The organism is Tabrizicola sp. (genome assembly GCF_016792905.1).
In the GTDB taxonomy this organism is placed as follows: Bacteria; Pseudomonadota; Alphaproteobacteria; order Rhodobacterales; family Rhodobacteraceae; genus Tabrizicola.
This window is the reverse complement of record NZ_JAEULP010000016.1, coordinates 12,641-34,963: the sequence shown is the minus strand read 5'-3', so window position 1 is coordinate 34,963 and position 22,323 is coordinate 12,641. Positions and strand designations below refer to the sequence as shown.

Below are 22,323 nucleotides of genomic sequence, written 5' to 3'. Positions count from 1 at the left end.
CGAGGCTGGCGCGGCAAACGCGGTCACACCCGCTCGATGATGGTGGCGGCACCCATGCCGGAGGCGATGCACAGTGTCGCCAGTCCCATCGCCTTGTCCTGCCGTTCCAACTCGTCCAGCAGCGTGCCGATGATGATCGCCCCGGTCGCGCCCAGGGGGTGGCCCATGGCGATGGAGCCGCCGTTGACGTTGACCAGCGAAGGATCGACGTCGAAGGCCTGCTGGAAGCGCAGGACCACGCTGGCGAAGGCCTCGTTCACCTCGAAAAGGTCAATGTCGCCGATCTGCAATCCGCTGTCGTGCAGGATCTTCTGCGTCGCCGGGACCGGGCCGGTCAGCATGATCGTGGGATCCGTGCCGATCTTTGCGGTGGCGCGGATGCGGGCGCGGGGTTTCAGGCCATGAGCCTTGCCGAAGGCCGCGTCCCCGATCAGGACCGCCGCTGCGCCGTCCACGATCCCGCTGGAGTTCCCGGCGTGGTGGATGTGGTTGATCCGCTCCAGATGCGGGTATTTCATCATCGCGACCTTGTCGAAGCCGGGCATCATTTCGCCCATCTCCTTGAAGGCCGGTTTCAGCGCGCCAAGCGCCTGCATGTCGGTGCCGGGGCGCATGTATTCGTCGGTCGACAGGATCGGCAGGCCGTTCTGGTCGGTGATCGTCAGGACGGATTTCGCGAACCGCCCCTCCGCCCAGGCGACGGCAGCGCGGCGCTGGGATTCCATCGCCAGTGCATCGGCCTGATCGCGGGTGAAGCCGTATTCGGTGGCGATGATGTCCGCCGAAATGCCTTGCGGGACGAAGTAGGTCTTCATCGCAAGGGTCGGGTCCACCGCAATCGCCGCCCCGTCCGAGCCCATCGCGACGCGGCCCATCATCTCGACCCCGCCGGCGATATAGGCATGGCCGCCGCCGCCCTTCACCTGGTTTGCGGCGAGGTTCACCGCCTCCATCCCGCTGGCGCAGAAGCGGTTGATCGCAAGGCCGGGGATGCTTTCGTCAAGGTCCGAGGCAAGCACGGCGGACCGCGCCAGGCAGCCGCCCTGTTCGCCGACCTGGGTGACGTTGCCCCAGATCACATCCTCGACGGCATGGCCGGTCAGCCCGTTCCGCTCTTTCACCGCGTTCAGCACCTTGGCCGACAGCGCGACCGAGGTCAGTTCGTGCAAGCTGCCATCGGGGCGGCCCTTGCCGCGCGGGGAACGGACGGCGTCATAGATGAAGGCTTCGGACATTGTCGTCTCCTCAAGCGGTGGCGGGGAAGGCCCGCTGCATCAGGTCGTAGGGGTGTTTCCAGCCGGGCAGCGCAGAGATGCGGTCAAGCCAGGCGTCGATATGGGGCCAGTCGGCGCGGGTGAAGCCAAAGGGCTCGGGGTAGTAGAGATAGCCGCAGCACGACAGATCGGCGATGGTCGGGGCTTCGCCCACGATCCAGTCGCGGCCCGCAAGATGGTCGTTCAGCACGGTGTAGGCGGCTTTCAGGCGGCCCTGCTGGAAGGGGATCACGGCTTCGGGGCGTTTCTCCGGCGGCAGGAAGTTCATCAGGAACCGGGTGGTGCCGATCTGGGTCGAAAGCTTGTGGTTGTCCCAGAACAGCCAGCGCAGCACCTCGCGGCGTTCGGCAGCCGAGCGCCCGCCAAGCTTGCCGGTCTTGGAGGAGATGTAGTCGAGGATCACGCCGGACTGGGTCAGGGTCTGGTCGCCGTCGACCAGCACCGGCACTTCGCCCATCTCGTTGATCTTGCGGAATTCGGGGCTGCGGGCCTCGCCCTTGAAGAAGTCGACGAAGACCGGCTCCCAGTCCTGATCGGCCAGGGTCAGCGCCAGCGCGCATTTGTAGGCGTTGCCGCTTTCGCCGAAACAGTAGAGCTTCATGCCTTCCTCCCCGAAAGCTGTTGCAGTCGGACGGGCCTTCGGGACGCGTCCCCAAGGCCCGCCGTCGGGTTGAAGCCTAGAACGCCTCGGCGGCGAGTGCCATCACAGGCTCGGCACCGGATTCGATGCGGGCCAGGTGAGCGGCGCAGGCGGGAAGCTGGCGGGCCATGTAGAAGCGACCCGTGGCGATCTTCGTCTCGTAGAAAGCGCGGTCCTCGGCGCCCGAGTCCAGCGCGGCGTGGGCGGCCTTGGCCATCCGGGTCCACATCAGGCCCAGGCAGACATGACCCATCAGGTGCATGAAGTCGTAGGAGCCCGCCAGCGCGGCGTTGGGGTTCTTCATGCCGTTCTGCATGAAGAACATGGCCGCCGCCTGCATCTGCTTCGACGCGGCTTTCAGGGGTTCGACGAAGCCCGCCATCCGCTCGTCACTGTCATGCGCCTTGCATTCGGCCTTCACCATCTCGAAGAAGGCCATCACATGCTTGCCGCCGTCGGTGGCGAGCTTGCGGCCAACAAGGTCCAGCGCCTGCACGCCGTTCGCGCCTTCGTAGATCTGGGCGATCCGGGCATCGCGGACGAACTGCGACATGCCGGTTTCCTCGATATAGCCGTGCCCGCCGAAGACCTGCTGGGCCTGCACCGTCATCTCCAGGCCCTTGTCGGTCTGGAAGCCTTTCAGCACCGGGGTCAAGAGGCCGATCAGCCCGTCCGCCGCCGCGTCGCCGTGATGCGCGCGGTCGATCAGGGTGGCACCCCAGTAGGTCAGCGCGCGGGCGCCTTCGACAAAGCTCTTCTGTTCCATCAGGTTGCGGCGGATGTCGGGATGCACGATCAGCGGGTCCGCCGGGCCCTTGGGGTTTTCGGCCCCGGTCACCGCACGACCCTGCAGCCGGTCCTTGGCATAGGCCACGGCGTTCTGGTAGGCGGGTTCGGCCACGGCATAGCCCTGCAACGCCACGCCAAGCCGGGCCTCGTTCATCATCGTGAACATGGCCTTCATGCCCTTGTGCAGGTCCCCGAGCAGCCAGCCGGTCGCCCCGTCATAGTTCATGACGCAGGTGGCATTGCCGTGGATGCCCATCTTCTCCTCGACCTTGCCGACCGAGACGGCATTGCGGGCGCCAAGCGAGCCGTCGTCGTTCACCATGACCTTCGGCACGATGAAGAGGCTGATGCCCTTGGTCCCCTCGCCGCCGCCGGGGGCCTTGGCCAGCACCAGATGGACGATGTTCTCGGCCATGTCATGGTCGCCGGCCGAGATGAAGATCTTCTGCCCGGTGATCCTGTAGCTGCCATCTGCCTGCGGTTCGGCCTTGGTGCGCAACAGGCCCAGATCGGTGCCGCAATGCGGTTCCGTCAGGTTCATCGTGCCGGTCCACTCGCAGGTGACGAGCTTCGGCAGCCACTTCGTCTTCTGCGCGTCGGTCCCGTGCACCAGGATCGCCGAATAGGCGCCGTGGGTCAGGCCCTGGTACATGTTGAAGGCCATATTGGCGGAAACGAAGGTTTCGTTCACCGCCGTGTGCATCAGGTAGGGCAGGCCCTGCCCGCCATAGTCGGGGGCGGCGTCCAGCGACATCCAGCCGCCTTCGGAGAGGGTACGGAAGGCCTCCTTGAAGCCCTTGGGCGTGCGGACGACGCCGTTCTCCAGCTTGCAGCCTTCAGTGTCGCCCACCGCGTTCAGGGGGGTGAGGATGTCTTGCGCGACCTTTGCCGCCTCGTCCAGCACGGCCCCGGTGAAGCTTCTGTCCAGATCGGCATAGCCGGGAATGTCGGTCTCGCTGATCTTCAGAACGTCGTGCAGCAGGAACTGCATGTCCTTCACGGGGGCGGTGTAGCTGGGCATCTGTCGGTCCTCTTCCCTGGTTGGTGCCGCGCCACGGGGGCGCGGGTCTTGTCGTCAGGCCGCGCGGCGGGGCACCAGGCCCTTGGCTTCGGCATCGGCCAGCTCGGCCTTCAGCTCGGCGATGGCCAGGTCCAGCTCGGCGCGCTGGGCCTCCATCTCGGCCAGCCGCGCCATGGCCAGCTCATAGGCGCGCTGGCGCTGCGCGGTGTTCGCGCCGTCGCGGTCGTAGAGGTCCAGCGTCTGCCGGATATCCTCCAGGCTGAAACCGAAGCGCTTGCCGCGCAGGATCAGCGCCAGCCGCGCCCGGTCGCGCCGGGTGAACAGCCGCCGCGTCCCGACCCGGATCGGGGTCAGCAGTTCCTTGGCCTCGTAGAACCGCAGCGTGCGCGGGGTCACATCGAAGGCCTCGCACATCTCGCGGATGGTCATCACGTCGGTCGGTATGTCGGTTTTCATGGGCTCACTCGTCATTGGGAAGCGTCTCTGCCGGGGCAGATGCGAACCCGTTCCCACGAATACCAGAGTGGTTGACGTTAACGTCACTGTGACGTCACGTCAGATTTCGGTCTGACGTGAAGTCATCCGTCCAGCGGCAACTTTCGCGGGTGCCGCAACGGAAAGGGCCGGGCGTTGCGGCCCGGCCCGTCAGGGTAAAGTTGCGCCCGGATCAGCGCAGGACCAAGCCTTCGGGCCAGGTCAGGGTCTGTTCCAGCGCGATCGTCTCCTTGCCGCCCGCCGCAAGGTCGAACTCCCAGGAGAGGATGCCGCGCTGGCCTTCGACGTCGGTTTCCGTCGGCTCGGGGCTGGCCGAAACCTCGATCTCAAGGTCGTCCTGCTCGCTGTAGGGTACCTGGTCCAGGACGCGGACCGGCCAGGACTGGTCGCCGGTATTCTCCACCGTGATCACCGCGCTTTCGCTTTGCTGGTTGGCGCTGGTGAACACCCCCGTCTCGCCCCCCGCGCGCTTCGGCATCTCGCGCTTGACGGTCAGCGTCTCGATGGCGCCGAAGCCCACATCCGTTTCCACCCCCGGCGCGATCACGTCCAGCCAGGTGGAGCCGACCAGCACGCCCTCGCGGAACAGCATCGCCTGACCGGGCAGCAGCGGTTCGGCGCTGGCGTTGGTGAAGCTCGCCATGACGAAGGCGGTCTTGTCGAGGCGGGGGACGGCGACGGCCTTGACCACAGGCGAGAACGACAGGCTGTCGAGCGCGAGGCGCAGGTTCTCGGCGCCGGTGGCGACGGTGACGGGTTCGGGGTAGTTGTAGACGACAGTGTCGCCCTCATAGGCCATGCCGGCGACGGTGACGGCGGGGGCGGCGGCGGGGGCTTCCTCATACAGGGCCCCACCGACGGCCTCGGATTTGCGGGCGAGATCGAGGTCCGGTTCCTCTGGCCCCACCGACCGCAATTCCGGCCAGAGCTGCGACGGAGCTGCCTGTTCGGATGGTCGCGAGGACGACAGGGTCAGCGCCACCCCATCCCAATCCTCGCCGGTGTACTGGGTGACAAGGACGGCCCGGTTCAGCGTCAGCGCATCGCCATCCGTCCGCGTCAGGTTCAGGTCATAGACTGGCTGCCAGCTGGCATTGCCGACGTATTGCGTGACGGTGACGGTCTGCTCTCCGGCCGCAGCGGCGGTCACTGCAACCGACAGCGCGGTATAGTCCATGTCGGCGGTGGGCAGCGCGTCATAGGCAGCCTGCGCCTTGACCAACGCGTCCTGCGCCTCGGTCAGGGCGATCCGGACGGGCGGCAATTCCGCCTTGGCGGCAAGGGCGGCCTGACGGGCCGTCAGTGTCTCGGTCCCGATCATCGTGGCCATCGACTTGATCGTGTCGGGGGTCGCCCCATCCGGCAGGGCGCCGGTGAACGAGGACAGGAACCGCACCTGCGCCTCGGCGGCCTCTATCTTCGCCGTGACCGCCTCCAGCGCCAGCGCGGCCTGGTCGGCGGCAGACTGGGCGGCTTCGACAGCGGCCTTGGCAGTCTTCTGGTCCTCGGTCAGCGGGTCCTCGCGCGGGGGCAGACGGTCGGCGCGCAAGGCGAAGGCACCGACGGTCAGGCCCTCGGAGGGCGCAAGGCGGATCAGCCCCGGGTCGCTGTCATAGGGCAGGTCGGTGACGAGAAGCTCGTGGCCCCCCGCGTCGGGCGCGGTGAAGCGGACCTCGCGCGTCAGCTTCGCGCCGTCGGGGTAGACGGTAACGGCGGTGATCTTGCTGGTCGCCGCGATGGTATCTGCGCAGGCCGGCAGGGCGGTGGAGGCGAGAAGGGCGGCAATCAGGGCGCGCATCGGCTTTGGCCTTTCGGTTGGGTGTCGCGCGAAGGGTAGGCCGGGGGCAGCGCAGGCGGCAAGGGCGGGAAACCCGTCCCAAGGATTGCGGGCCTCCTTGCGTCGAACGGGATCAGTCCATTTCAAAGCGCGCCGGATCGGGGCCGCAACGCAGCCCTTCGTCCAGCGTGGCGATGGCGGTCATTTCCGCTTCGCTCAGCGCGAAGTCGAAGAGATCCAGGTTTTCCCGCAAGCCTGCTTCGCGGGTCGAGCGGGGGATCACCGAGGCCCCGATCTGGATGTGCCAGCGCAGGATGACCTGCGCCGGGCTTCTGCCGGTACGCTTGGCGGCGGCCTGCACCGGGGCAGTAGCGAAGCTGCGACCCTGGCCGAGCGGGGTCCAGCTTTGGGTGACGATCCCGTGCCGGGCGTGGAAGGCACGCAAGCTGGGTTGCTGGAGCCTCGGGTTGATCTCCACCTGGTTCACTGCGGGGGTGACGCCGGTCTCGGCGATGATCCGGGTCAGTTGGGGGTCCTGAAAGTTCGAAACGCCGATGGACAGCGCCCGGCCTTCGTCCCGCAGCCGGACCAGCGCGCGCCAGGTGTCGAGGTAAAGGTCCTTCCTCGGGCAGGGCCAGTGGATGAGGAGGAGGTCGACATGGTCGAGGCCCAGCCGCTTCAGGCTCGCCTCCGCCGCGCGCAGAGTCTTGTCGAAGCCCTGCTCGCTGTTCCAGACCTTCGTCGTGACGAAGACGTCGTCGCGCGGCAGGCCCGACCGCCGGATGCCTTCACCTTGGCCTGCCTCGTTGCCATAGATTGCCGCGCCGTCGACCAGCCGGTAGCCAAGCCGCAGCGCGGTGGCGGTGGTTTCGGCGGTCGTGCCGACGGGAACCTGCCAGAGGCCGAAGCCCAGCTGCGGGATCGAGCGGCCGTCGTTCAGGGCAAGGCGGGGTGCGGTCATGGCGGGCTCCTCTTCCGATGGACAGGAAAGCCCCTGCAGCGGACGGGCGCAAGGGGCCCGGGGCAGGGACCGCGCCCTGAGGCGGGATCAGGCCGGACCATGCGCCCATACCCACCGGCGAAAGGGGGAAAGGTCGCGGCCACCCGCCGTGCGGCGCCGTTTCCCGAGCCGGTCCCTGGCTCCGGACGCGACGATCGTACCGGGTCGGGAAAGATGGCCCCCGGCTCTTCTCACGCCTGATGCTGAAGCGTCTGCCGGGGCAGGGGCGTCCGGCCCCGGATCCGGTCGGCGATCTTTTCGGCGACCATGATGATCGGCGCGTTGACGTTGGCGGTCGGGATATAGGGCAGGATCGAGCCGTCGACGATGCGCAGGCCGGAAAGCCCGCGCACCCGGCCTTCTCCGTCCGTCACCGCCCTGTCGTCGTGCCCCATGCGACAGGTGCCAACCGGGTGATGCTCGGTGTTGCCGATGCGGCGCATCCAGGCCAGCGCCTCGGCCCGCGAGCGGACATCCGGCCCCGGCGCGATCTCGGTGCCGCCCATCTCGGCCCAGGGGGCTTGCCGGGCCATGTCGCGGGTCTGGGCGAGGCCATCGAGCATTTCCTCGGCATCGGCGGGTTCATCGAGGTAGTTGAAGACGATCTCGGGGTGCATGTCGGGATCGGCATTGCGCAGCCGCAGCCAGCCCCGGCTTTTCGGGCGCATCTGGCTGAGGAAATACTGGTAGCCGTGGTCGATCCTGACCCGACCGTCCTGGAAATCGGCCAGGAAGGGCAGGAATTCGTGCTGCATGTTGGCGTAGGCCGCCCCCGGACCGCTGCGGAAGAAGGCGCCGACCTCGAAAAAGCTGGTGGCGCCGAGGCCCCCGCGCGTCAAAAGCCACTCAAGCCCGATCCGCGGGCGGTTCCAGATCGACAGGTCCGAGGCGATGCTGCGGGTGCCCGAGGCGCGGAACATCAGCGAGGCGACGAAGTGGTCCTGGAGGTTCTCGCCAACACCGGGAAGATCGTGGCGGGCGGTGATGCCGCTTTGGCGCAGATGATCCGCCGGACCGATGCCGGACAGGAGCATCAGATGGGCCGAGCCGATTGTGCCTGCGGAGAGGATCACCTCGCGCCCGGCCCGCAGTTCCGCCGTCTCGCGCCCCCGCCGCAGGGCAACGCCGGTGGCGCGGTCGCCGTCAAGGACCACACGGTCGACGCGCCAGCCGGTCAGCACCGTCAGGTTGGGCCGATGGGCGACCGGATGCAGGTAGGCGACCGCCGTGCTTTGCCGCCGCCCGCCCGCGATGGTGGCCTGGGTGACATGCAGGCCCTCGATCTCGGCGCTGTTGTAGTCGCGGGCCGTGGGCAGGCCATAGGCCTCACCCGCGCGCAGGAAGGCTTCGTAGAACGGATGGTCCGCCTTGCTGCGGGTGATCTTCAAGGGGCCGTCACCGCCCCGGTTGGGATCGCGCCCGCCCTCGAAGCTTTCCATCTTCTTGAAATAGGGCAGGCAATCCGCAAAGGACCAGCCGGTCAGGCCCTCGGCCTCCCACTGGTCATAGTCGGACTGGTGGCCACGCACCCAGACCATGCCGTTGATCGACGAACTGCCCCCCAGCCCCCGCCCGCGCGCCTGCCCGAGAGTGCGGTTGTTCAGATGCGGCTCTGGCCCGGTGACGTAGCGCCAGTTCCAGGTCTTGCTTTCGATCGGCATGGTCAGCGCGGCGGGCATGTGGATGAAGAGACTGCGGTCGCGCGGGCCGGCCTCGATCAGGCAGACTCGGGTCTGCGGGTCTTCGGTCAGCCGCGCGGCCAGCACGCAGCCCGCCGATCCGGCGCCGATGATCAGGTAGTCGTATTCGCCCTTGGGCAGGCTTCCCTGGATCGGCATCGATCATTCCCCCGTGGTGATCTTTTGGGCGTTCAGGAAGGCGGCGGGCTCAAAACCCCGCGCGATGGCCAGCGGGATGACGAGGAACTGCACAGGCAGGATTTCCAGCACCGGCAAGAGGCCCGGCGCGATCTCGGGCAGGGCAATCGGCAGAACCGCGTCCGAAGCCGGGCCGGGAGTGGTGCCGATCGTCACCACGCGCCCGCCAAGGGCCACGATGCGCTCCACCAGGGCCTCGGTCAGCGGGCGGGCGGGGCCTTGGCCCAGGTAGACGACCGCGCGGAAGCCGTCGCGGACCAGCTCCAGCGGGCCATGGCGGAACTGCCCGCCGGTCAGCGCCTCGCAGGGCAGTTTCGCGGCCTCTTCGGTCAGGAGCGCGGCCATGGCAGCCGAGGCATAGCTGTCACCGCGCCCGATCACGGTCAGGGGGGCGGTGTGGCCAAGGTGGCGGGCGGCGGCATCGGCCTGGGTGGGCAGGCGGGCGATCAGGTCGGCGACGGTGTGCGACAGCGCGCGCACCTCGCCCGCCGAACCGGCCGCCGTGCCGGTGAGATGGGCGACGACGAGATGTGTCGCCGCCAGCCCCGCCGTGTAGGTCTTGGTCGACGCGGTGCGTTCCGGCCCGGCCTGGGTGGCAACCGCGATGTCGGCCCAACGGGCGAGAGCGTTGTCGGCGGTGTTGGTGATCGAGATCACGCAGGCCGGGCGGGCCGCGGCCTCGGTCAGGCGGCGGACCTCGCCGCTTTCGCCGGATTGCGAAATGGCGATCAAAAGGGTGCGGGCGGTTACAGCCCCTGGAGCCTGCTGCGTCAGCTCGCCCGATTCCCACAGGAGGACCGGAACGGGAAGCGCCCGCGTCAGCGCCAGATGCGCCGGATGCGCCCCGTGCAGAGATCCGCCCATGCCGGTCAGGACAACCCGGTCGAAGCGGCCCGCCTGAATGTCAGCGCGAACCTGTCCCAGGGCGGCGCCCCAGGTCGCATCGAAGACCTCGCCCAGGCGGTCAAGGATTCCGGGTTGTTCGGCGATTTCCGCAAGATAGGCGTCAGACATGGGTGGTTCCTTTGGGTCAGGGGGCGAGCGCGGCCAGACCCGCGCCGATCATGCCCGCGTCGTTGCCGAGGCGGGCGAGGGTCAGGCGGCAATGCGCCGCGAGGAAGGGAAGCGAGCGGGCATCGGCGCGGCCGCGGATCTGGTCGATGAAGGGCTGGCCGAGGGCCGAGAGGCCGCCACCGAAGACAATCAGGTCGGGATGGAAACTGGCCCGCCAGCTGGCGACGGCCATGCCGAGCCAGTCGGCCATCTGCGCGACAAGGCTGAGGGCGCCCGGATCACCGGCAAGGGCCGCGCGGCAGGCGGCGGCGGCAGAAACGGTGCCCGATGCCTGCAACTCGACGACCAGTGCCGGGCTTTCGCCGGTCCCCGCCATGGCGGTGGCATCGCGGGCCAGCGCCTCACCCGAGGCCACGGATTCGAGGCAGCCGGTGCAGCCCTGGCGGCAGCGGTGCCGGCCCGAGGGGTCAAGGTTCAGGTGCCCGCTGTCGCCCAGCGTTCCGCCTGCGGTTTCCAGCGGCCGCCCGTCGATGATCATCGACACGCCGACCCCGGTGCCCAGCGTGACCATGAGCATCCGGGTTTCGGGGTGATGCCGCGCCTCCGCCACGGCGGCGGCATCGGCGTCGTTGAGGAGAACCCCGCGACCGAGCGCGGCAGCAAGCGGATGGTCGTCCAGCGCGGGCACGTTCGAGTTCAGCCCAAGGCCCCGCACGCGGTCGACATGGCCGGGGTAGGCGATGCCGACCGGCAGCCCGTCGGCCCCAAGGTCGGCAATCGCGGCGCGATATTGCGCCAGGATCGCCGGGAAATCCGCACCTTCGGCCAGCACGACCCGGCGCGAGGCCAGAAGGTCGCCCGTAGAGGAAATCAGCCCCACCTTGGTGCTGCCGCCGCCGATATCCAGCCCGATTGCCGCGCCCTGCATCATGCTCATCCCAGCCGATAGCGCGCGACGCGCAGGGAAAAGCCGGGGCGGTAGATCGAACGGACGCGCTCGAACACCTTGTCCTCGGCGGTGACGGTGACGCGCCAGGCGACCAGCACCGGATCGCCGGGGTCGATCGCCAGTAGTTGCGCGACCTCGGGCGCGGCACGGTCCGGTTCGATCAGCGCGTCGGTCCAGGCCGGTTCCAGCCCCCAGCGATCCGCCAGAAGGGAATAGAGTGAACCATCGGTGAAGTCCGCCGGGCGAAGGTCGGGGAACAGCGCCTTCGGCAGCCAGGCATCCTCGACCGCAATGGGCAGGCCGTCGATCAGCCGCAGGCGCCGCAGATGCACCTGGGGACCGCCTTCGCCCTCGGCGACCGGCAGCTTTTCGGCGATGGAGGCGGGCAGCCGGTCGACCTCGGACGTTGCCAGGATCACCGTGCCCGGTTCCTGCCCGTTGCGGCGCACTTCGGCGGTGAAGCTGTGAAAGCCCGAAATCCCCGTGACGCGCTGAAGGGTGGGGAACGACCCCCGGCCCTGTGCCGAATAGACCAGCCCCTTGGACTCGAGGCTCTTCAGCGCTTGGCGGACGGTGATTCGCGACAGCCCGTATTGCCGCGACAGGTCGCCCTCGGACGGCAGGGCGCGGGCGCGCTCCTCATCGGTCAGCGCGGCGATCTGCTGTTCCAGAATATCGGCCAACTGGCTGTAAGCAGGCACATTGCTGCTGCGCCGGATGGCCTGTCTTTCCTTGATGTCGGTCGTCATCTCTCGCTCCTCGCGCTCTTGGGTCCGGGTATTTGACGCCGAGAATCCAGATTGCGCCAGTGTCGTCGTTATGCTATCCACACATTAGCATGTCATAACAACCTGTCAACCTGATGACTAGCCTGATCTGAAAAAGGGCATGCCGCAATGGAGGAACATCCCATGACGACAAGACTGCTCGCCGCCACGCTGATGCTTTCGGCTGCGGCCATCACCAACCCCGCCTTCGCCTTTGACTGGCGGCAGGCCGAGGGCACCGAGATTACCCTTCTGGCCAGCGAACATCCCTGGACCGCCGGAGTGCGCGAGCACCTGGCCGAGTTCGAGGCGCTGACCGGCATCAAGGTCAACGTCACCGCCTTTGCCGAAGACCTGTATCTTGACCGCGCCAACCTGGCGATCCGGTCGGAAGAGCCGGTCGCGGACGTGTTCATGACCCTGATGGATGCGGCGATCTATGAGCAGTGGAAGGTGAACGGCGTGGCGCCGCTGACCCCCTACATCAATGACGCGGCCCTGACCGACGCGGCCTGGGACTATGCCGATTTCTCGCCCGCGCTCTTGCAAGGAGCAAGCTTCCCGCCCGGCGATGCGGCGGCCCAGCAATATGCGATCCCGATCTCGATGGAGGCCTATATCCTGTTCTACAACAAGGATCTGGTCGACGCCCACCTTGGCGGCACACTTCCCGCAACCTGGGACGACCTGCTGGCAGGCGCCCAGAAGGTGACGGACGAAGGCGCGGGTGAGGTGTTCGGTTCGGTCATGCGCGGCCAGCGGTCGGGCAGCCTGGTCGACACGATGACCGGCATTGTGCTGAACGCCTGGGGCGAGGCCGAGGCGCCATTGCCCTATAACATCTGGTTCGATGGCGCCTGGGACAAGCCACGCTTTGACGACCCGCGCATCGCGGCGGGACTGGCGCATTATGCGGGCCTTCTGAAAGCGGGCCCGGAGAATGCGCTGTCCTTCGGCTGGGAAGATGCCAGCCGTTACTTCGCCCAAGGCAAGGCCGCCTTCTTCGTCGATGCCAGCGTCTTCGGGCCGGGCTTCGAGGATGCCGCGAATTCCGCCGTCGCTGGCAAGGTCGGCTATGCCGTGCTGCCTGCCGTCGATGGCGTCAGCGTCAGCGTCAGCGGTCACTGGGCCTGGGGGCTGTCGATGGCCGAGAACTCGCAGAAGAAGACTGCCGCATGGCTGTTCATGCAATGGGCGACATCGCAGGCCAATGACGCCACCTTCGGCCTGAAGACCGGCGGCGCCACCCGCAGCTCGACCTGGGCCAATCCCGATTACGTTGCCGCCTTCGCGCCCGGCTATGTCGAGGCGGTCAGCAAGCAGCTGGAGCATACCCGCCCGACCATGGTCTTCCGCGAAGGCTGGGGCGAGGTCGTGCTGGTGATCGTCGATGCGATCCACGCGATCTATGGCGGGGAAGACCCGGCCTCGGCCGTGGCGACCCTTCAGGAAGTTGCCCCCGCAGTGATGCAGTAACCGTTCCGCCCCGCCGCAAACCGATGCGGCGGGGCCTGTCCCACCCTTCCGAAAGGTCCGCCGATGGCACAGGACATCGCACCGTCCCAGCCGAACCTCTGGCCCTATATCCTGCCCACGGTCCTGGTGCTGGGGGCCTGCACGCTCTACCCCATCGCCACCGTCCTCTGGATGTCGCTGCATGACTGGACCTGGGGTGGGGATTCGATCTTTTCCGGGGTGAAGAACTACCGGCTCCTGTGGCTGAAGGGGTCCTTCGTCATTGCATTGGTGAACACCTTCACCTTCGCCGTCTCGGCGGTTCTGGTCGAACTGGTGCTGGGGATGATCCTGGCCCTTGCGGCGAACCGGGTGACGCGGGGCGCGGGCCTGTTCCGGGTGCTGATGATCCTGCCGCTGATGGTCTCCGGCATTGCTGTCTCGCTGGTCTGGAAGGTGCTTCTTGACCCGACCTTCGGCGTGATCAACGCCGCCCTTGGCGCGGTCGGCCTGCCGGAGCCGAACTGGCTGGGGTCCACCACCGCCGCCATGCCCAGCCTGGTGATGGTCGAGACCTGGTGGCAGACCGGCTTCGTCTTCATCATCCTTGCCGCCGCGCTGAAAAGCCTGCCGGAAGAGCCGTTCGAGGCCGCAAGGCTGGAGGGCGCGAATGGCTGGCAGATGTTCCGCTACCTGACCCTGCCGATGCTGCGCCCGGTCATCGTGACCGTGGTGGTGTTCCGGCTGATCGACACGCTGAAGGTGTTCGACCTTGTCTTCGGCCTGACCGGCGGCGGCCCCCTGCGGCGCACCGAGGCGGTGCAGACCCTGACCTACCAGACCGCCTTCAAGTTCTCGAAGTTCGGCGAGGCGGCGGCGACGGTCGTGATCTTCTCGGCGCTGATCTTTGCCATCTGCGTCGCCTATGGCGCGCTTGACCGCCGGACCGGAGGTGCCAAATGACCCGCGCAAGGCGTGCCACGCTTTTGTCCTATGCGATCCTGATCATTGCCGGGTTCGCCAGCATCTTCCCGATCCTCTGGATCATCGGCATCTCGCTCAAGACCCAGGCCGATGCCTTCGCGATGCCGCCGAAACTGGTCTTCGTGCCGATCTGGGACCATTACGCCAAGGTCTGGGCCGATGCGACTTTCATCAAGGGGTTCCTCAACAGCCTCTTCGCGGCGCTTCTGGGCAACCTGATGGCCTTTGCCATCGGCATTCCGGCGGCCTTCGCGCTGAACCAGAAGCGGGTGCCGGGGCGGGCGACGATCCTTGCCTGGCTCCTCCTCTCCTACATGCTGCCGGAGTTCCTGTTCGTCATCCCGATCTACGGGTTGTTCCAGGCAAGCGGGCTTTACGACACCGTCTTCGGCCTTGCGCTGGTCTACCAGACCTTCACGCTGCCCTTCACCATCTGGATGATGCGCGCCTTTTTCGCCGACGTGCCCTTCGCGCTGTACGAGGCGGCGCGGCTGGAAGGCGCCAAAAGCTGGCAGATCCTCTTGCGCGTCTATCTGCCGATGGCCGCCCCCGGCATCGCCGCCACCGCGATCCTGAACACGATCCGCATCTGGAACGAACTGGCCATTGCACTGGGGCTGACCTTCGACAAGGCGCAGACCGTGACCTTGGCCGTCGCCGCCTACCGCGGCTATGCGGCGATCGACTGGGGGGCACTGTCCGCGGCGGCCATCACTTCGATCCTGCCGATGCTGATCTTTGCCGTGCTGGCGCAGCGTCAGATTGTCGGCGGCCTCAGCCTTGGTGCCGTCAAATGAACAATTCATTCCGGAGGGCCTGACATGGCAGCCGTCGAGTTTCAGAATGTGGGCATCCGCTTTGGCGAGGTTCCCGTGGTGCGGGACCTGTCGCTGATCGTTGAGGATGGCGAGTTTGTCGTGCTGGTCGGCCCCTCGGGCTGCGGCAAATCCACCATCCTGCGGTCCATCGCCGGGCTTGCCGCGATCAACGAAGGTGACATGCGGATCGGCGGCGAGCGGATGAACGACGCCGATCCCGCCGCCCGGGACATCGCCATGGTGTTCCAGAGCTACGCGCTGTTCCCCAACATGACCGTCGCGCAGAACCTTGGCTTCGGCCTGAAGATCCGCGGCGAGGCGCGGGCCGGGATCGCCCGCAAGGTGGCCGAGGTGGCGGCGGTCGTCGGCCTTTCCGACCATCTGCACAAGCGACCCGGCGCGCTCTCCGGCGGTCAGCGGCAGAGGGTGGCGCTGGCCCGCGCCATCCTGCGGCGGCCGGGGGTGTTCCTGTTCGACGAGCCGCTGTCGAACCTCGACGCCGAGTTCCGCACCGCGATGCGGGCAGAGATCGTGCGTTTCCACCGCAATCAGGGCGCCTCGATGGTCTATGTCACCCATGACCAGACCGAGGCGATGACCATGGGCGACAAAATCGCCGTGCTGGCGCCGCTGGCCGCCGGGCACAAGGCGAACCTGATGCAATACGGCACCCCGGACGAGGTCTACAACCGCCCCGCCAACCTGTTCGTCGCCCGCTTCATCGGGACGCCCCGGATGAACGTCATGACGCTGCCGGTTGACGGAGGCACGGTTCGCTTCGGCAGCCAGACCCTTGCCCTGCCACCAGCTGCTGCGCATCTGGGAAAGGTGGTCCTGGGCCAACGCCCCGAACATTTGCGCCTGGCCGCGACAGGGTCAGAGTCCGGTCTGGCGGGATCGGTTGAGCATATCGAGAACCTTGGCCATGAGATGATCCTGACGCTGGCAACCGATCTTGGCCCCCTAATCCTGCGCGAGGCACGATCGGCCAAGGTTCCGTCGCTGGGCCAGCAGGTCCGGCTGGTGCTTGATCCGGATCATGTCCATCTCTTCGATCCGGTGTCCGAACAGCGGATCGAGTGAAGGACGAACTGATACGGTGGTTCCAGGAACGCGATCAGCCTGGGGCAACGGCGTTCCATGTCAACCGACCCCGGCGGGACAGAGATGCCATGTATTCCCACTGGTTATGGATCGGTGGAAAATTAGTGGCGTTGTGAAAGGGCGAACCAGCCATAGGCTGTAGGCGAATGACGCGCTGACGTGTCTCAGCCAAAGGCCGTATCCATGGATGTTGAAGACCTGTCTGCATCGCAAAGCCTCGTTTCACGCCAGCGGCGTCGCGGTCGGGAGACGACGACCAAGACGGTCCGCGCCCCGGACTATCGCCATCTGGATCACCCCTTCCCCGCGCAGAAGATGTTCTCGGACGACGAGATCGCGGCCATTCACGATACAGCGCTGCGGGTTCTGGAAGACCTTGGCATGCGGGTCCTGCTGCCAGAGGCGCGGGACATCTATGCGGCGGCCGGCGCCAGGGTTGTCGAAGACATGGTCTTCATCGGCCGCGACATCGTCTCGTCGGCGCTTGCGGGCGCACCACGGACGTGGCGGTTGCGCGCGCCCAATCCGCAGCGCGACCAGACCTATGCTCAGGGGCGTATGATCTTCATGGCGGGCGTCGGTTGCCCGAACGCGACCGACCGCGACCGCGGACGCCGGCCCGGATCGCTGGCGGACTTTGTGGAATCCCTTCAGCTCTGCCAGGCCTATGACGTCATCCACATGCTTGGCCCGATGGTCGAGCCGCAGGACGTGCCGGTGCACCTGCGCCACTACGCCACCATCGAGGCGCAGCTTGCCCATTCCGACAAGCCGCTGTTCCTGTTCTCGCGCGGCCCGGCGCAGGTGGCGCAGGGGTTCGAGATGATACAGTCCGCGCTGAACCTGACGGATGATGAGTTTGCGGCCGACGTCTGGGTCAGCACGGTGATCAACACCAACTCGCCGCGGCTCCTGGACAACCCGATGGCCAAGGGACTGATCGACTTTGCCCGCGCGCGACAGATGTGCATCGTCACGCCCTTCTGCCTCGCCGGGGCGATGGCGCCAATCACGCCCGCAGGCGCATTGGCGTTGCAACATGCCGAGGCGCTCGCCGCGATCACGCTGACCCAGCTGGTCAACAGCGGCTGCCCGGTCAGCTATGGCGGCTTTTCGTCGAACGTCTACATGAAAAGCGGTGCCCCCGCCTATGGCACCCCCGAACACATCAAGATGCAGATCGGCGGCGGGCAACTGGCCAGGCATATCGGCCTGCCCTGGCGCACGGCATCGGGTGCAGCGTCAAACACAGCCGACATGCAGGCGGCGCTTGAAACGACGATGGGCCTCTGGGGCGCGTCGATGGCGCATGGCACGCTGATCGTGCACACGGCGGGCTGGCTGGAGGGCGGGCTCACCTTTGGCTACGAGAAGTTCGTCAACGATGTCGAAAGCCTGCAGATGTTCGCCGAGCTTTGCACCCGGCCTTCGGGTTCCGCCGCCGAGATCGGCTTTGACGCCATCGCCGAAGTGGCCCCCGGCGGGCATTTCTTCCAGACACAGCACACGATGGACCGCTACCAGACCGCCTTCTACGCCCCGATCGTGGCCGATCTGAACAATTTCGGCACCTGGACCGAAAACGGGTCCAGGACCTCGGCTGAACGGGCGACGGATGTCTGGAAGCAGGTATTGCGCGAGGCCCGCGCGCCAGAGGGTGCCGCCGAACGGCTGGAACGGCTGCGCCCCGTCGTCGAAGCAGGCAAGGCAGCGGGTGGTGCACCAGCGATGGATTGAGCTGGAGCTGGCTATCGGATGCCGGGCGCCCGCTCGCCCGCCTGTTCGGCAAGCCACGCGATCAAGTCCTCGACCCCCGGGCGAGTGCGGTCACGGACGACAAGGTAGATGGCGCCAGGGGCTGCCATCGCCGGTCCCGGCACCGGGCGCAGACCGCCTTCCGAGGGAAGTGGCTGGCCCTCGATGCACCAGACCAGCGCCACGCCCTGATGCCGCTGCGCCGCGATCACCGCGTCCTCGTAGCGACTGACCGACAGGGTGGGGCGCAGCGACTGCGTGTCTGCACCGGCGTGGTGTGCCCAGTCCCGCCAAGAAAGCCAGCTGGAATCGGGGGCGTCATGGCGGATGAGGGGCGCGCGAAGTACGTCCGAAACCGTGTGCAGCGGGTGCGCCTCCAGAAATTCCTGCGACGCCATGGCAACCACGGATGCGCCGAACAGGCGCTGCGCGCCCGTCACCAGCGCATTGCCCGCTTGCGCGAAGACAACCTGTAGGTCGGCGTCGGGGGCTTTCTCGGGTTCGTCCTGCGCGATGATCCGGATCGCGATTCCTGAATGCCGCGCGGTGAAGTCGGACAGTCGTGGCATTAGCCAGTATTGCGACAGTGGAATGGACAGGGCAACGGTCAGCGGGCCGTCCCGCGCATCCCGCAGGTCCCGCATGGTCCGGGCGATTGCGCCGAGCGCGTAGCTTGTCGTGTCCAGAAGCTCTCGCCCCGCAACCGTAAGCTCGACCCCGCGTGCCCTGCGATGGAACAGCTTCCGGCCGAGATGGGCCTCAAGCGCAACGATCTGCTTGCTGACCGCAGCCTGCGTGACCCCCAGTTCCTCGGCCGCACGAGTGAAGCCAAGGTGCCGCCCCGCTGCCTCAAAGGCGAACAGCCAGGCAAGGTAGCCGATGTCGGAGCGCAGCGATGGCATGACTTTCGGATATGGCTGAGGACTGCACCTCGTCAAGCCAAGGATGGCGCACAAGTGTACTTCCATGATTCGCAATAGTGGAGCATGGGCGATGATTGCCAAATCCAAAAGGCGATGATTGGCGTCAGGGCATCGGGCCGCAGCCCCCGAAGAAGAATCGGAATCTGGAAAATCATAACGATACTTCAATGATCTACAAGAGAACTGTGGACGCTGGCCGCCCCTTCGACAGCATGAGGCTCAGAAGGGCCTTGGCAGATCGTGAAAAGTACAGTTATGTACTGAAAACTTCGACAGGCGCAACGGCGACAGAGGGAGATGACGGATGCGTGACGGAAACGGGTGGACGTCGGCAGGACTGCTTTCCCGCCGCGGGTTCCTTGGAACAGCGGCGGCTGGCGCGCTGGTAACGGCGGGTGGCCTTTGGTTGCCCCGCGCGGCGCACGCGCAAGAGGCGAAGAAGGGCGGCACGCTGCGCCTAGGCATGGAGGGCGGCACCTCGACCGACAGCTTCAACCCGATGACGCTCTCGGACGAAGTGCCGATCAGCCTCTGCTACGCGGTGATGAACGGCCTGATCGAATTCGACGGCGCCGGCCAGCCGCAGCCTGAGCTGATCGAAAGCTGGGAGGTCGCGCCGGGAGCGAAGGTCTGGACCTTCAACATCCGCCAGGGTGTCACCTTCTCGAACGGCAAGACGCTGGACGCGCAGGACGTGATCTATTCGATCAACCTGCACCGGGGCGAAACCGTCTCTCAGCTGAAGGGCAACCTGGAACCGATCACCGACATCAAGAAGATCACCGACACCCAGATCGAGATCACGCTGTCGCAGGGCAATGCCGACTTCGTGGCGCTGCTGGGCGACTATCACCTTCTCGTCGTGCCGGACGGCCATACCGACTGGGCGAACCCGATCGGGACCGGCGCCTATGTCGTGGAAAGCTTCGAGCCGGGCGTCCGTGCCGTGTTCAAGAACCGGGGCGACTATTGGAAACCCGGGCGCGGCAACTTTGACACCGTGGAAATCCGCTACATCGCCGATGCCGTGGCGCGGACCTCGGCGCTGCAATCGGGCCAGATCGACGGCGCCAACCGGCTGGACCCGCGCACGGTCGACTTCCTGATGCAGGCGCCGAACCTGCACATCGTGCGCGGCGAGGGCACGGGCCTGCGCTATGTGTTCTGCGCCCGCGTTTCGGACGACCCCTACACCAACAAGAACGCCGTTCTGGCGCTGAAATACGGCATCGACCGGCAGAAGATCATCGACAACGTGCTGAACGGCTATGCGACGATCGGCAACGACCACACCGTCGCCCCGTCGAACCCGTTCTTCAACGCCGACCTGCCGCAGCGCGCCTATGACCCCGACAAGGCCGCCTTCCACCTGAAAGAGGCCGGGCTGACCGGCAGCGAATTCCGCCTGACCGTCTCGGAGGGTGCCTGGGTGACATCGCCCGACTGCGCGCAGATCTTCCAGCAGTCGCTGGAACCCGCCGGGATCAAGCTGGAGCTGAACAAGGTGCCCGCCGACGGCTACTGGTCGAACGTCTGGCGCGTCGATCCGTTCTGCGCGGTGATCTGGGGCGCGCGGATGACAGCGGACGAAAGCCTGACCGTCAGCTATTCGACCGCCTCGCCGATGAACGACAGCAACTGGAAGAACGAAACCTTCGACAAGCTTCTGGCCGAGGCGCGGGTCGAACTTGACCAGGCGAAACGCAAGGAAATGTATGCCACCTGTCAGCAACTGGTGTCGGACGAGGCCGGGCACATCGTCTTTGCCATCAACGACACGCTGGATGGCTATGCCACCACGGTGATGGGCGTCGACAAGCACCCGCGCTTCGGCATGTGCGACCTTCGGGTTGCGGAAAAGGCCTGGTTCGCCTGACGAAAAGGGGCCGCGACAGATGGGCCGTTACATCGCAATTCGCCTGGCGCTTGGCCTGGTGACGCTCATCAGCGTGACGGTGCTGGTCTTCGTGGCCACCAACCTTCTGCCCGGTGACGCCGCGACCGAAATCCTCGGTCGCGGCGCCACGCCGGAAACCCTGGCCCGGTTCCGCGAGCAGCTGGGGCTCGATGACCCGCTGGTTCTGCGCTACGGCAAATGGCTGTGGGATCTGTTGCACGGCGATCTTGGCCAGTCGCTGACCACCCAGACCCCCATCGCCGAGACGATCTGGCCCCGCCTGGTCAGCACGCTGCGCCTGGCGGGGCTGACGGCGCTGGTCTCGGTGCCGCTGGCGATCGGGCTTGGCATCCTTTCCGCCGCGCACGAAGGCACGGCCCTGGACCGTGTCCTTGCCATCGGCGCGCTGGCCGCGATCTCCTTCCCCGAGTTCTTCACGGCCTACCTCCTGATCCTGGTGTTCTCGGTCAAGCTCGGGTGGTTCCCGAACCTGTCCACCATCTTCCCCGAAATGGGGTTCTGGGAATCGCTGCACGCAATGGTGCTGCCCATCGTGGCGCTGGCCTGCCTTGTCACCGCGCACATGATGCGGATGACGCGGACCTCGATCCTGTCGGTCATGTCGCAGCCCTATATCGAGATGGCCTTCCTCAAGGGCGTCCCGCGCGGTGCGGTCATCACCCGCCACGCCCTGCCCAACGCGGCGGCCCCGATCATCGCCGTGGTGGCGATGAACCTGGCCTATCTGGTTGTCGGCATCGTGGTGATCGAGGTGGTCTTCGTCTATCCGGGCCTTGGGCAGTACATGGTCGACGCGGTGGCCAAGCGCGACATTCCGGTCGTTCAGGCCTGCGGGCTGATCTTCGGCATCGCCTTCATCGGGCTGAACCTTGTCTCCGACATCCTGGCCGTCCTGGTGAACCCGCGCCTGCGCAGTCCGAACAGGGGGAGATGAGATGACCCGGCTCCGGATTCCGCCGACCGCGATCTTCGGCATCATCGTGCTGGCGCTTTTCATCGGCTTTGCGCTCATCGGGCCGTGGATCGTGCCCTATGACCCGGAAACCACCGTCGGTCGCACCTGGTCCGGCCCGTCCGCCGAATTCTGGCTGGGCACCGACAACATCGGCCGCGACATCCTATCCCGCGTGATCTCGGGCGCGCGCACCACCATCGGGCTGGCGCTCGTAACGACGCTTCTCTCCTTCGCCATTGGCGTCTCGCTGGGCATCTTCGCTGCCGTCGCCGGGCCAAGGGTCGACGCCTTTCTCTCGCGCGTCATCGACATGTTCCTGTCGGTGCCGGTGCTGATCATGGCGCTGATCGTGCTGACCGCTCTGGGGTCGTCGATCCCGACGCTGATCCTGACCATCGCGCTTCTCGATTCCACGCGTGTCTACCTGGTGGCCCGGGCCGTGGCGGTGGACGTCGCCACCCGCGATTTCGTCGACGTCGCGCGTCTGCGCGGGGAATCGCTGCCCTGGATCATGGCGCACGAAATCCTGCCAAACGCCCTGCCGCCGCTGATCTCGGAATTCGGGCTGCGGTTCTGCTTCAACTTTCTCTACGTCGCCAGCCTGTCGTTCCTGGGCCTTGGCGTGCAGCCGCCGCAGGCCGACTGGGGCGGCATGGTGCGCGAGAACGGTCAGGCGATCAGCTTCGGCATCCTCGCCCCGATCTGGCCGGCGCTGGCCATCGCCATCGTCACTGTGGCGGTGAACCTGATCGTCGACTGGCTGCTCAGCCGCAACGTCCGTCCTTCGGGCGCCTCGGCGGAGTTGTGA

General features: G+C 66.6%; 19 protein-coding genes. 8 read left to right on the top strand and 11 right to left on the bottom strand.

The annotated features are described in order from the left end of the window. Positions 1 to 23 precede the first annotated feature (23 nt). The 10 genes from JNL31_RS02125 to JNL31_RS02080 form a co-directional block, all read right to left on the bottom strand. The gene (locus JNL31_RS02125; RefSeq protein ID WP_294969284.1) at positions 24 to 1,235 is read right to left on the bottom strand and encodes an acetyl-CoA C-acetyltransferase; all 1,212 of its coding nucleotides are present in this window, start codon (positions 1,233 to 1,235) and stop codon (positions 24 to 26) included. A 10-nt stretch (positions 1,236 to 1,245) separates the two neighbouring features. Continuing rightward, a complete protein-coding gene (locus tag JNL31_RS02120) occupies positions 1,246 to 1,875 on the bottom strand; it encodes a glutathione S-transferase family protein (protein ID WP_294969281.1) in 630 nt (209 codons plus the stop codon). A 76-nt stretch (positions 1,876 to 1,951) separates the two neighbouring features. Continuing rightward, positions 1,952 to 3,724, bottom strand: a complete 1,773-nt coding sequence (locus JNL31_RS02115; protein ID WP_294969278.1) for an acyl-CoA dehydrogenase C-terminal domain-containing protein — start codon at positions 3,722 to 3,724, stop codon at positions 1,952 to 1,954. A gap of 54 nt (positions 3,725 to 3,778) precedes the next feature. Further along, complete coding sequence (locus JNL31_RS02110) at positions 3,779 to 4,168, bottom strand: MerR family DNA-binding transcriptional regulator (protein WP_294969429.1); 390 nt, start codon at positions 4,166 to 4,168, stop codon at positions 3,779 to 3,781. A gap of 223 nt (positions 4,169 to 4,391) precedes the next feature. After that, the gene (locus tag JNL31_RS02105; protein WP_294969275.1) at positions 4,392 to 6,017 is read right to left on the bottom strand and encodes a DUF4139 domain-containing protein; all 1,626 of its coding nucleotides are present in this window, start codon (positions 6,015 to 6,017) and stop codon (positions 4,392 to 4,394) included. Between the two features lie 112 nt (positions 6,018 to 6,129). Beyond that, positions 6,130 to 6,957, bottom strand: coding sequence for an aldo/keto reductase (locus JNL31_RS02100; RefSeq protein ID WP_294969272.1), 828 nt, complete (start codon positions 6,955 to 6,957; stop codon positions 6,130 to 6,132). 230 nt (positions 6,958 to 7,187) lie between these two features. Further along, positions 7,188 to 8,834, bottom strand: a complete 1,647-nt coding sequence (locus tag JNL31_RS02095; protein WP_294969269.1) for a choline dehydrogenase — start codon at positions 8,832 to 8,834, stop codon at positions 7,188 to 7,190. Between the two features lie 3 nt (positions 8,835 to 8,837). After that, on the bottom strand, positions 8,838 to 9,887 hold the full coding sequence (locus JNL31_RS02090) for an SIS domain-containing protein (protein WP_294969266.1): 1,050 nt from the start codon (positions 9,885 to 9,887) through the stop codon (positions 8,838 to 8,840). 16 nt (positions 9,888 to 9,903) lie between these two features. Further along, entirely contained in the window at positions 9,904 to 10,824 is a 921-nt protein-coding gene (locus JNL31_RS02085; protein ID WP_294969262.1) for an ROK family protein, read from the bottom strand. Then, the gene (locus tag JNL31_RS02080) at positions 10,821 to 11,585 is read right to left on the bottom strand and encodes a GntR family transcriptional regulator (protein WP_294969259.1); all 765 of its coding nucleotides are present in this window, start codon (positions 11,583 to 11,585) and stop codon (positions 10,821 to 10,823) included. Before JNL31_RS02080 ends, JNL31_RS02085 begins: the two co-directional genes overlap by 4 nt. A 162-nt stretch (positions 11,586 to 11,747) precedes the next feature. Here JNL31_RS02080 and JNL31_RS02075 point away from each other — a divergent pair, with 162 nt between their 5' ends. From JNL31_RS02075 to JNL31_RS02055, 5 genes are all read left to right on the top strand, one after another. Further along, positions 11,748 to 13,079, top strand: a complete 1,332-nt coding sequence (locus JNL31_RS02075; RefSeq protein WP_294969256.1) for an extracellular solute-binding protein — start codon at positions 11,748 to 11,750, stop codon at positions 13,077 to 13,079. A gap of 63 nt (positions 13,080 to 13,142) precedes the next feature. Beyond that, a complete protein-coding gene (locus JNL31_RS02070) occupies positions 13,143 to 14,021 on the top strand; it encodes a carbohydrate ABC transporter permease (RefSeq protein ID WP_294969253.1) in 879 nt (292 codons plus the stop codon). Further along, entirely contained in the window at positions 14,018 to 14,839 is an 822-nt protein-coding gene (locus JNL31_RS02065; protein ID WP_294969250.1) for a carbohydrate ABC transporter permease, read from the top strand. Before JNL31_RS02070 ends, JNL31_RS02065 begins: the two co-directional genes overlap by 4 nt. A 24-nt stretch (positions 14,840 to 14,863) precedes the next feature. Beyond that, positions 14,864 to 15,943 (top strand): ABC transporter ATP-binding protein, encoded by a 1,080-nt coding sequence (locus JNL31_RS02060; protein WP_294969248.1) that lies wholly within the window; start codon positions 14,864 to 14,866, stop codon positions 15,941 to 15,943. A gap of 204 nt (positions 15,944 to 16,147) precedes the next feature. Continuing rightward, positions 16,148 to 17,701 carry a trimethylamine methyltransferase family protein gene (locus JNL31_RS02055; RefSeq protein ID WP_294969245.1) on the top strand — a complete coding sequence of 518 codons (1,554 nt, stop codon included), beginning with the start codon at positions 16,148 to 16,150 and terminating at the stop codon, positions 17,699 to 17,701. An 11-nt stretch (positions 17,702 to 17,712) separates the two neighbouring features. Here the strand turns inward: JNL31_RS02055 and JNL31_RS02050 are convergent, their stop codons facing one another. Then, positions 17,713 to 18,621, bottom strand: coding sequence for a LysR family transcriptional regulator (locus JNL31_RS02050; protein ID WP_294969242.1), 909 nt, complete (start codon positions 18,619 to 18,621; stop codon positions 17,713 to 17,715). Between the two features lie 325 nt (positions 18,622 to 18,946). Here JNL31_RS02050 and JNL31_RS02045 point away from each other — a divergent pair, with 325 nt between their 5' ends. From JNL31_RS02045 to JNL31_RS02035, 3 genes are read left to right on the top strand one after another with little or no spacing between them, the layout of a single operon-like run. Further along, on the top strand, positions 18,947 to 20,518 hold the full coding sequence (locus JNL31_RS02045) for an ABC transporter substrate-binding protein (RefSeq protein ID WP_294969240.1): 1,572 nt from the start codon (positions 18,947 to 18,949) through the stop codon (positions 20,516 to 20,518). 19 nt (positions 20,519 to 20,537) lie between these two features. Then, positions 20,538 to 21,494 carry an ABC transporter permease gene (locus JNL31_RS02040; RefSeq protein WP_294969238.1) on the top strand — a complete coding sequence of 319 codons (957 nt, stop codon included), beginning with the start codon at positions 20,538 to 20,540 and terminating at the stop codon, positions 21,492 to 21,494. Between the two features lies 1 nt (position 21,495). After that, positions 21,496 to 22,323, top strand: coding sequence for an ABC transporter permease (locus tag JNL31_RS02035; RefSeq protein ID WP_294969235.1), 828 nt, complete (start codon positions 21,496 to 21,498; stop codon positions 22,321 to 22,323).